Source organism: Candidatus Falkowbacteria bacterium (assembly GCA_013336275.1).
Classification (GTDB): domain Bacteria; phylum Patescibacteriota; class Patescibacteriia; order Patescibacteriales; family GWE2-39-37; genus JAAXUA01.
In genome coordinates, this window is the sequence record JAAXUA010000001.1 from 328803 (window position 1) to 338501 (window position 9699).

The 9699-nt window shown below is 53.0% G+C and carries 11 protein-coding genes; 4 read left to right on the plus strand and 7 right to left on the minus strand.

Annotated elements, in window-relative coordinates:
- Nucleotides 1-2 precede the first annotated feature (2 nt).
- Genes HGA34_01650 through uppP form a run of 3 tightly spaced genes read right to left on the minus strand, consistent with a single transcriptional unit; the run spans nucleotide 3 to nucleotide 2507 of the window.
- Nucleotides 3-1079, minus strand: coding sequence for a mannose-1-phosphate guanylyltransferase (locus tag HGA34_01650; GenBank protein ID NTW22232.1), 1077 nt, complete (start codon nucleotides 1077-1079; stop codon nucleotides 3-5).
- Complete coding sequence (locus HGA34_01655; protein NTW22233.1) at nucleotides 1076-1702, minus strand: protein-L-isoaspartate O-methyltransferase; 627 nt, start codon at nucleotides 1700-1702, stop codon at nucleotides 1076-1078. The genes HGA34_01650 and HGA34_01655 overlap by 4 nt, the downstream gene beginning before the upstream one ends.
- Nucleotides 1689-2507, minus strand: coding sequence for an undecaprenyl-diphosphatase UppP (uppP, locus tag HGA34_01660; GenBank protein NTW22234.1), 819 nt, complete (start codon nucleotides 2505-2507; stop codon nucleotides 1689-1691). Before uppP ends, HGA34_01655 begins: the two co-directional genes overlap by 14 nt.
- Nucleotides 2508-2519: 12 nt before the next feature.
- On the opposite strand from uppP, the gene HGA34_01665 reads away from it, so the two are divergent.
- The 4 genes from HGA34_01665 (at nucleotide 2520) to HGA34_01680 (ending at nucleotide 5692) form a co-directional block, all read left to right on the plus strand.
- The gene (locus HGA34_01665; protein NTW22235.1) at nucleotides 2520-2954 is read left to right on the plus strand and encodes a divergent PAP2 family protein; all 435 of its coding nucleotides are present in this window, start codon (nucleotides 2520-2522) and stop codon (nucleotides 2952-2954) included.
- A 101-nt stretch (nucleotides 2955-3055) separates the two neighbouring features.
- The gene (locus HGA34_01670) at nucleotides 3056-4507 is read left to right on the plus strand and encodes a pilus assembly protein PilM (GenBank protein NTW22236.1); all 1452 of its coding nucleotides are present in this window, start codon (nucleotides 3056-3058) and stop codon (nucleotides 4505-4507) included.
- Complete coding sequence (locus tag HGA34_01675) at nucleotides 4504-5073, plus strand: hypothetical protein (GenBank protein NTW22237.1); 570 nt, start codon at nucleotides 4504-4506, stop codon at nucleotides 5071-5073. The genes HGA34_01670 and HGA34_01675 overlap by 4 nt, the downstream gene beginning before the upstream one ends.
- A complete protein-coding gene (locus tag HGA34_01680) occupies nucleotides 5051-5692 on the plus strand; it encodes a LytR C-terminal domain-containing protein (GenBank protein NTW22238.1) in 642 nt (213 codons plus the stop codon). The genes HGA34_01675 and HGA34_01680 overlap by 23 nt, the downstream gene beginning before the upstream one ends.
- Before the next feature lie 60 nt (nucleotides 5693-5752).
- Here the strand turns inward: HGA34_01680 and HGA34_01685 are convergent, their stop codons facing one another.
- From HGA34_01685 to HGA34_01700, 4 genes are all read right to left on the minus strand, one after another.
- On the minus strand, nucleotides 5753-6133 hold the full coding sequence (locus tag HGA34_01685) for a hypothetical protein (GenBank protein NTW22239.1): 381 nt from the start codon (nucleotides 6131-6133) through the stop codon (nucleotides 5753-5755).
- Nucleotides 6134-6171: 38 nt separating this feature from the next.
- A complete protein-coding gene (locus tag HGA34_01690) occupies nucleotides 6172-6702 on the minus strand; it encodes a prepilin-type N-terminal cleavage/methylation domain-containing protein (protein ID NTW22240.1) in 531 nt (176 codons plus the stop codon).
- Nucleotides 6703-7371, minus strand: coding sequence for a hypothetical protein (locus HGA34_01695; GenBank protein NTW22241.1), 669 nt, complete (start codon nucleotides 7369-7371; stop codon nucleotides 6703-6705).
- A gap of 4 nt (nucleotides 7372-7375) precedes the next feature.
- Nucleotides 7376-9699 (minus strand): hypothetical protein (locus HGA34_01700; GenBank protein NTW22242.1); only part of this gene is annotated, 2324 nt, incomplete at its 5' end.

Here is a 9699-nt window from a genome sequence, read left to right on the forward strand (position 1 = left end):
AATTATAGGTATTCCTCCATGCCCTCGGCTTTCAGCTTGTCGACAAGCTGCTTGACCGACTGGGCTTCCGATTGCGGGCAGATCAGCATGGCGTCCGGAGTATCGATAACCACCAAGTCCTTGACCCCGACCAAAGCGACCAGCTTGTTGGAATAACCGTAAACCAGATTGCCGCTGCTCTCGACTTCTATGACATTGCCTTTGACGATATTGTCGGACGGCTGCGCTGACAAGACTTCCTTGACCGTACGCCAATGCCCGACATCGGCCCAGCCGAAATCAGCCGGTATCACTAGAAGTTTCGGAGCTTTTTCGATAATGCCGTAATCCATGGAAATCGGCGAAATCAGGTTGAACTCGCGCTCGATTATCGCGTCTTGTTCCGGTGTGCCCCAGGCCGATTCGATCGCCATCAGGCGGCTATGCATTTCCGGAAGCAGCTGCTGGTACAGCGAAAGGAGGTAATCGGTCTTGAAAGCGAAGCAGCCGATATTCCAAAGATACTCCCAGCGCTCGAAATATTCTTGCGCCTTTTCCAAAGTCGGCTTCTCTTTGAATTCGGAAATTTCAAAAATCTTAGTGCCTTCCAGTTCTTTCCACTCCTCACCCATCTTGATGTAGCCGTAACCGGTCTCGGGATAAGTCGGGTTGACGCCGATCAAGACGCCGGCGTCAGGCTTTTCGGCCAGAACCCTTCCGGCCAGCTGGATGATTTTCAGGTACTCGGCCTCGTTCTTGATGTAGTGATCGGAATTTATATTGATAATGCTTTCGCCCGGATGGTCGTGGTGTATCTTGGTGACTGCCAATCCGATGGCGGCGGCCGTGTCGCGCCTTGAAGGCTCGATGATGTAATTGCCATGAGGGACCTCGGTCAGCTGCTGCTTGATCAGCTCGGCCTGGACCTGGTTCGTTGCTATATAGATATCCTCTGCCGGAAAGCCGGCGCGCAGGCGTTCATAAGTCTTCTCAAGCAGCGTTTGGTCGCCGACGATCTGTTGGACTTGTTTTGGCGTATTCTTGCGGGAAACCGGCCACAAGCGCGTGCCTGAACCGCCGGCTAAAATGATTAATTTCATGATTTTGGGTTTATTAGCGGTACGAAGCGGAAGCCAGGCCAGCGCCTTTCAGCATAAGTACCGTCAGTTTTTTTCTCAATCAGGACCAGGTCCTGGTCAGCATCCGTCCGCCCGACCGGGGCGACAAGCCAGCCGCCACGAGCAAGGCGATCCAAGAGGTTGGACGGCACTTTCGGCGCAGCTGCCGCTATCATAATCTTATCAAAAACAGCTCCTTCGGGCAAACCTGAATAGGCGTCGGCGCAGATTATACGCGCCTGTTCCGACGTATGGTATTTCGAGACGTTTGCTTGAGCGGTTTCAGCTAGCTCGGGGACTATTTCCAGTCCCAGGACGGTGCCAGGCTTAGCTAGCTCGGCCATCAAAGCAGTGGTCCAACCCGAACCGCTGCCGACATCCAAGACCCTATCGCCAGGCTCGACCTGCAGCAATTCAAGCATTATGGCAACCGTTGTAGGCTGGGAGTTGGTTTGTCCGAAGCCGATCGGCAACGCCTGGTCGATATCGGCCATATGACGATTGGCGACCGGCAGGAAGTCGGCACGCCTGATCTTGCGCATCGCGGCGATGATTGCCGGCGTCCTCAAGGCGCCGTCTTCTATTAAGAGATCAATTGAAGACATCGGAGAAAAACATCAGAAAAATTATTATGAAAGCTAAAACGAAACGATAATAAGCGAAGGCACGTAAACTATGCTTTTGCGTAAAATGAAGAAGCATGGCGATGGCCAGCCAGCCGGAAATGACCGCTGCAACGAAGGCCAACCCCACAACTGTCCACTCTCTCGGCTCCAAACCGGATTCGAAAAGATAAGGAACTTTTTTCAAGGCCGCTCCGGCGATTATTGGCAGCGACAAAAGGAAGGAAAAACGGATTGCAGCCGTTCTCTTCAAATTAAGGCCCATACCTGATATAGTAGTAATACCGCTCCTTGAGGTGCCAGGAATCAAGGCTAAGGCCTGGGACAGTCCGATAATCATAGCTTGCCTCAAAGTCAGCTGGCTCAACTCTTGCGATTGCTTGCCCACCCGCTCGACCACGATAAAAAGGATTCCGACCAGGACAAGCATGAAGGCCACCAGCAACGGCGACCGTAAAACAGTTTCGATCGTGTCTTCCCAGAGCAGCCCGGCCAGTCCGGCCGGAATGGTGGCAAAAATGATCAGCCAGCTCAAATCAGTCAAACTGCCAGGCAGATACCTGAAACTGCGCAGCCAGCGCAAGGCCAAAGAGACGACATCCTTGCGGAAAAACCATAATACAGCCACGAAGGTAGCCAGGTGGAGCGAAACATCGAACGCCACTTCATCTTTTATCGGCAAAGCCAATAAACGATGCAAGACCAAAAGGTGTCCGGAACTGGACACTGGTAAAAACTCAGTGACTCCTTGCACCACCCCGAAAATGATCGCGCTTATATATTCCATATAATTTAAATTATGTATCAAATCCTACTTACGCCCCTCGTGGCAGCGGTAATCGCCCAGGTTTCCAAATTCTTTATCGGCGCCAACCACTTGAAGATCGGTGTCACCAACCTGGTGGCCTATTCAGGAATGCCCTCTGGCCATTCAGCCTTGATGATCTCCCTCGTGACCATCATCGGTCTCGAATTGGGTATCCAGGATCCGCTATTCGCGGTCTGTGTCGTCTTGACCATCCTGGTCCTTAGGGATGCGGTCGGACTCAGGCGCTACCTTGGGCAGCACGGCAAGGTACTCAACATCCTGGTCAAAGACCTTAAGGATGACGAAGTCCTGGACTATAAATATCCGGCACTCCTGGAAAAGATCGGCCATACGCCCGCGCAAGTCGCCGTCGGCAGCCTGATCGGCTTCCTGGTGAGCCTGGCCAGCTACTTTATTGTCAGCTGATGGACTGAGATAATTATACCACGTTTACTCGAAATAACCGATTCTAGCCCAATCGGTTATTTTTATGGTATAATATAATAACTATTCAAAAGACTCAATCAATGCATTGGCCCAACATCTTAATCAAGCCCGAACCCATAGCCGGTATCGAACTTTCCGATGCGGCATTGCGTTTCGCATTGCTCAAGCAGGGTAAAAAAAACAGCGTACTACTCGAACAGGCCCTGCTGGAACCGCTGGCTCCGGGCGATCTTGTCGGCAATCGCGTCAATAATCCGGAAGGTTTGGCAAAAAGCCTGGCCAACCTGGCCGCCAAAACCCGCAAGCTGACGCAGTTGGCCGTCCTGACTTTGCCAGCTGACTACCTGTACCTGAAAATCGTGGAATTCCCCGCTGACTTGGAAGAATACAAGATTGAAGAATCGATCGAGCTGATGGCTCATTTCCAATTGCCGTTACCGGCAGATGAGCTGTATTTCGATTGGCAGGTTTTGCCCAAACAGCCGGATTCCACGAAGCGCCGAGTGCTGATCGTAGCCACGAATAAGAATAAGATCGACGAGCTGGTAAGCCTCTTTACTTTAGCGGGCATTGAGCTGGTGGCCATCGAGTTCCATCAGCTTTCAGCTGGCCGCCTCTTGGAAGGACAGGCTGACCCGTCTTATATCCTGGCCATAATCAACCAGCATGGATTCACAGTCTCCCTGACTGACCAAGCGATTCCTGTAGTTGCTCACCCTTTGCCAGAAGCTGAAAAAAATAAAACCGGAATCGAGTCTGCAATCAAGCACCTCGCAGATTACGCCCAGACCGAGCGCCATGACATCAAGCACTTGATCCTATTAGGCGATTCTCCTGACGTCTACAAAACCGGGCTGAAGAGCGTCGTTCCTGCGCTTGCTCCGATTGCCGGAACGGAAAAGCTCCTGCCCGCAGCTGACTGGGTCATCGCCTTGGGAGCCGCGCGAAGAGGGCTGTTGCCACGTCAGAACGACAAGCAGATCAGCCTGATGCCGTTAGGAACCGAGGAAATTTATGAGCACCAGAAGGCGATCTCCTTCGTCGCCTTCATAACTAGGCTTACGGCCACATTATCCATATTCTTCGTAGCGGTCTTTTTCGGCAGTTGGGTCCTCATGAACCGCCTGCAAACCATTACCGGACAGCAGATTGCCACCTACTCCGGACAAGCTGGCCAAGGGAGCGTCTTCGAAATGCAGAATCGGGCTCAGCAGCTGAACCAAGTCTTGAGCCAGACCAACTTGCTATTGCAGGAGCAGACAGCCTATAGCCGCTTAGTAAACGACATAGAAAAGATAATTCCGGAGAACATCATCATAACTTCGCTCGCTGCGGCCACGACCAATCAGCCGATCAGCCTAGTCGGTACAGCCAAGACCAGAGCTGACCTCAACTCTTTCATCAAGGTCCTGAACGGATCCGGCATGTTCGCTCCCACCCCGCTGCCGCTGGACAATCTGGACAAGAGGATAGACATACCGTTCAGTTTCTCGCTTAGCCTGGCTGCGCCGGCGCTTTACGCAACAAAATGAAGAACCTAACCCCGACACAGAAACAGATAATCATAAGCATCGCCTGGCTGCTGCCTCTAATGCTTGGTTCATTTTTGGTTGGAAATGTCTACGCCAAGAAGATCAAAAAAATAAATAATGACAACGAGCAGAAGAAAGTCATGCTGTCCCTCTTGAAGACGCAGACTGATTCCGAAAGCCGCCTTTCCGCCCAGATCAAGATGACCAAGAATTTCGACGCCGAACTCAAAGAAGCGATACCGGCAGCCAGCAATCTGTCGCCGATTACTGATGCCATCGGCAGCTTGGCCCAAAAATACGGCATCGCCTCATCGATATCGGTATCCGGTCCGCAGGCGACAGACAAGATGATTCACGCTTCCCCTCTCTACCGCATGGACCTCAAAGCCACGCTGAGCAACGCCACTGTCGGCAGCTTCCAAAAATTATTATCAGACCTTGAGGGCCAGCCGTATTTCTTCAGCGTTGACAGCTTCTCCTTCAAGAGCGCATCGGGCTCCGGCTGGCATGACAACTCTTCAATCACCTTAATCGGCCACTTTTATGCAGAAAATCGAGTTGAATAAAATAAAGAACTCCTCCCTGTGGCGTTGGCGCTATGCCCTTATTTTTGCGGCGTATTCATTTGTTTTCTTGTCAATCTTCATCTCCGTCAGTAAATTCTTGGCCAAGGAAATCAACCGCAGCTTCGGCCAGCCTTCCTTGGAAACGGAAGGCGTTACCACGACCCTGGATCTTCAGGGTTATGAACGCCTTGCTGCCAAGCTCAAGTTGGCGACTTCAACCCCAGAGGCCTCACCTACCTCAACCGAATCTCTAGCCACCTCGACCACAGCCATTGAAGTGGCCATGGAATCGGCGACAACAACTGCCACCACGTCCGCACAAGCCGCCCCCCTTGCCCAGCCGGTAAAAAGACTCTCTATCCATATCGCCAACAGCACTAAAAAATCCGGTTTGGCCAGCAAATTAAAAAACTCGCTTTCATCCAAGCTGGATGCGGACTTCAAGACAGACAACCTGCCGCCACCGCTCAAGCAGACTGTCATCAGGTACAAGCTGGGTGTGTCAGATGAAACCTTGGAAGCCGTCAAGCTGGGCGTCTCTGCCCAATATGACGCCATCACCGAAATTGCTGGAAATGACGCCGCCTATGACCTGGAAATAATTATCGGGTTGAAATAATCTTCATTACATACAAAAAAGCTGCGGAATCATCCGCAGCTTTTTTGTATTGAAACAGCCTTAATTATCTTGCCAAGTATAGTTGGCTATCTTTCCATTGCCATCTAGATACGCCTTGACTACGATTTTACGCACCAGCTCTCCGACCTGGCCGGAAGAATTGATGGTCTTGGGGTTGGATTGGGTGTCGACCGTGACCGTAGCGCAACCCCTGACAGGTGAAGCGCACCCGCCAGAAAGCACTGCCACGGAATATGTGCCTGAATACCCCTTGTTGCGAGCAATCTTGAGCAATGCGTCCTTGGCTCCGAATTCAGCGGCGGCAAGCGCACTATCGGAATTCGCAACCTCGGCGCTTGATGCGTTGTCATTGCCGCTCAGATTGGCCGTGAGCAGACTCAAGCTGACGATCAAAGCCAGCATAGCAAATATTACTGGCATGGCCGCAACTCCTGATTGTGTATAGAGATTTTTCATAATTAAAAATCCTGATGAAAATCGATCGTAGTCCTGAGACTCTGGCCATATTGCCAATCCGGGGAGGCAGCGGTTGAGCTAGCGCTGAGCCTGATTTCAAGCGTGACTATCTTTTTGCTGAATACGGTGCTGGGATTTTCCAGCCTGGTAAAGACTGGGGTGCCGACACGGGCTGAGCTTCCGGTTATGGCTTCAGATGAAGCATTGCACGCTCCGCCAGCTTGTCTCCTGAGCTGGTAATCAGCGACGCAATAGGTGATGTTGGCGCCGGAATTTGACAGTACAAGCGAACTGCTTGTGGCGCCGGCAAATGCCGGCGTAATCAAAGTTGAAGAAGCGGAAACATCACGCTTGATCCGTTCAGCAGCAAACCGCAGGCCCTGGTTTATTTCCGACTTGACCACTACCTGTCCTCGGCTGCGCGAAAGCATCAATATGGCATTGGTGAGAATAGTCGCAAGCAGAGCCAAAAGCGCCGTGTATATCAGCACCTCAAGCAAGGTGAAGCCTTTATTATCGATAATGATTTTCATTTATTCAAGTGGCACCGAGGTACTCTGGCCTTTGTCCAGAGCGATCCCGAATGACCATTTTTTGCTGTCTTCGTTATGATAAAGAGCCAGCCCTCCTATCGAGCGGTCGCTTAAACCAGGGGTGTTGGCTAAACTGGCAATGGCCTCGGAGACATCAAGCCAGTCTCCGGGCAGATCGTGACCATAATTATCAGCCGCGAGTTCAAGATTAGCGACCACTTCCTTGCCCCTGACCACAACTCCTAGGGCCGCTCGCTTCTTCTCTGACCCGAACACATAAAGCCACTGACTCGACTTGCCCTCAAGAGTAACCGCGCCAGATGACTTGGCATACATCAATTTGGCATCGTCAGACCAATATCCAGCATTCAAGCGGGCGACTGCCAGCCCCTGTTTCAAAGTGAGGTCAGCCAATGGCACGATTACCCTGTCGCGGGCTGATTTGGGCACCAAAGGCGTGAGAAATCGGCTGGAACTCATCAGGCGGCCATCAACGTCTGTCGCCGACTTGAGTTCAGGGATGGTCAATTCTTCCTCGATGACTCTGCCGCCGATCAACAAAGGTGCCAGGCGCTTGAACGTCCGGCTTTGGACAAAAACCAGAATTACGGTCAGGAGAAGGATTGAGCCGATGACTGAAAGTATTATTACCTTGTTTTTCTTTTGCATATGATTATGGGCTATAATTCACGACGATTTCATCGATCCGGGGCGTAGACGAACCCCTGGCAGTGCAATCGTCGGAGCAGACTTGGACCTTGTAGCTGTAATAGCGCTTATTATTGAAGCTTGAAAAACAACCGATTTCAGCCGGCACATCGGGACCGCCCGGGTCATACCAATCCCCTGGCGCGCAAGTTGTGCCGCCGATATAGACCCAGGTTCCGACCGAGCAGGCTGGATAATCAGTCGAGCCATTGGCACAATCAGAGGCCGCGAGCTGGAACCTGACCCGGCCTTCATTCTGGCCGACGCCACCGAGCACGCCTTGCCACAAGATGGAATTATAGGCGGGTCCATCGGTCGAGCTGGCGGTATCGAAAACGGCGGAAACCAGATCTCCGGTAATGGCAATCTGTGCCATTCCTCCGGTGACGAAGACATAGCTTGGTGAGATGGATTCATTGCCGGCGCCGTCGGTCGAACGTACTCGGAAATAATAAGACGTGGTCGAGGCTAAGCCGCTAATGTCAACTGAGTGACTGGTTACCAGGCTCGCATCCAAAGAGGTGCAGTCGTTATTGGTAGCGCAATCATTAACGAAAGTTCCAGAGATGCTGTATTGAACCTGGCTGGTCGACAACTCGTCTGTCGTCCAAGTCACCGTCGCGGAATTAGCAGTGGTCGAAGAGGCGATGGCGCTTATTACCGGCGGTGTCACGTGGATGACAAAATCATTGGCCGATTCAGCGTTCCCGCCGAAGCTCACCCAGGCGCTATAATAATCAGTGCCGTTCTTGTTGTACCGCACCCGGGCTTGCCAATGGTAATTATTGTCAGCAGGTGAAATAGCGATCGCGCAATTATTGCCGGTCTGGCTGCAATCAATCGGTCCGGGGCCGGCTACGCCAGTTCCCTCGCTTGCGCTGCCGCAGGCACCGGCACCGCAGACGAAAGCAGAGCCGACGGCTTTGTACTCGATTTGCGGGTAAAGAGTGCCGCCGGAAACCGGGGCTTGCATCGTCATGGTCAGGTAGACTGGCGTAGCGCTGGCCGTGTCGCCCGTGGCGATGCTCTGGGTCAGTCCGGAATTCCTGTACTGGTTCAAGCTCGACGGATCGCTTGGCGTACTGGACAATACCGTGAAGCTCTTAGTATTTGATGGGTAGCCGTTGGAAGTCGTGGTTGCCAGTCCGGTCACCGCGCCGGTGGGAACTGCCGTCTGGATGGCCGTATCGGACCAACTAGTGAAAACCGTCGCGTCAACGCCGGAACTGAAAGTCACTTTATTGCTGCCATTGAATGAGCCGGGGCAGCTGCCGCCATTCTGGCACAGGTGATTGCCATTGGCTGTCACGGCATCACCGATGGCTCCGCTTGAAGGAGAAAAGCTGGACACCCTAGGCAGGATGCGGAACCCCGAAGCGGTATATGTGTGCTGGTCACCCCAGCTGCCGCTGCCCTGCTGCATCACTACGCTGCCGGTATAGGAATTATCAGGAATGACGGTCGGAATTTGCACTGTAATCGAGGTATTGTTCCAAGCCGTCGTCGTGGCCGAACCCGAGGGACCTGAACAGGTAGCGGCGTCGCAACCTAATATCCGCACCCACCCCCCGGAAGAGTTGGCGCCAAAACGGGTGCCGTTCAAGGTGATTACTCCGTCCGAATCAGCTGGATCATATTCCCTGGCCGCATCAGTTACGGCAGTCGGTGCAGTCAAGGAGGTTACTTGAGGAAAAACATAGAAGTTCATAGCATTGCTGGCCTGCCCATCGGCCGTAACCCGCAAAGCATTGGCGCCGCCGAAATTCGTCCCCCAATCAGCGTCGGCATTGCCAGTGACCGAGGTGTCGGTCGTGATCGTGATCGAGGTATCCGACCAGGATGTTACATTCCCGTCAGCGATCAGGGTCGTCGAAGTCGGGCCGACTATTTCCACCTTATTGGTAGCCGAGTCGCGATTGCCGGCACCGGGGTCGGCGCCAAAATCAGACCCGCTGATCACGATAGTCTGTTCGTAGGTTGCGCCCGGGCCGATGCGGGCTCCGCAATCAGTGCACGAAGCCGAGTAATTCAACCCCGCCTCGGTCGAGTTAGAATAGCTGGAGATATTGGGAGCCGCAGCCGGCTTCTCCACCCACCGTATGCTCATGAAAGCGAAGTCCCATTCGCGGACCTGGGCAGCGGTAGTGGTGGAGACGGCGGTCGAGGCCGATGAACGCAGGCGCAGGTTGCCGCGGTTGTTGACCGTATCGATAAAATCCTCTGGATTGACCTGGTAGATGCCGTCGGTGAAGGTGAAGGTGGTCAAGGCATTGGTGGCGCCGACCGCCG

What these genes read in the sequence shown, in the direction of transcription:
- HGA34_01650 (NTW22232.1), bottom strand. Translation starts at nt 1,079, where the DNA reads ATGAAATTAATCATTTTAGCCGGCGGTTCAGGCACGCGCTTGTGGCCG.
- HGA34_01655 (NTW22233.1), bottom strand. Translation starts at nt 1,702, where the DNA reads ATGTCTTCAATTGATCTCTTAATAGAAGACGGCGCCTTGAGGACGCCG.
- uppP (NTW22234.1), bottom strand. Translation starts at nt 2,507, where the DNA reads ATGGAATATATAAGCGCGATCATTTTCGGGGTGGTGCAAGGAGTCACT.
- HGA34_01665 (NTW22235.1), top strand. Translation starts at nt 2,520, where the DNA reads ATGTATCAAATCCTACTTACGCCCCTCGTGGCAGCGGTAATCGCCCAG.
- HGA34_01670 (NTW22236.1), top strand. Translation starts at nt 3,056, where the DNA reads ATGCATTGGCCCAACATCTTAATCAAGCCCGAACCCATAGCCGGTATC.
- HGA34_01675 (NTW22237.1), top strand. Translation starts at nt 4,504, where the DNA reads ATGAAGAACCTAACCCCGACACAGAAACAGATAATCATAAGCATCGCC.
- HGA34_01680 (NTW22238.1), top strand. Translation starts at nt 5,051, where the DNA reads ATGCAGAAAATCGAGTTGAATAAAATAAAGAACTCCTCCCTGTGGCGT.
- HGA34_01685 (NTW22239.1), bottom strand. Translation starts at nt 6,133, where the DNA reads ATGCCAGTAATATTTGCTATGCTGGCTTTGATCGTCAGCTTGAGTCTG.
- HGA34_01690 (NTW22240.1), bottom strand. Translation starts at nt 6,702, where the DNA reads ATGAAAATCATTATCGATAATAAAGGCTTCACCTTGCTTGAGGTGCTG.
- HGA34_01695 (NTW22241.1), bottom strand. Translation starts at nt 7,371, where the DNA reads ATGCAAAAGAAAAACAAGGTAATAATACTTTCAGTCATCGGCTCAATC.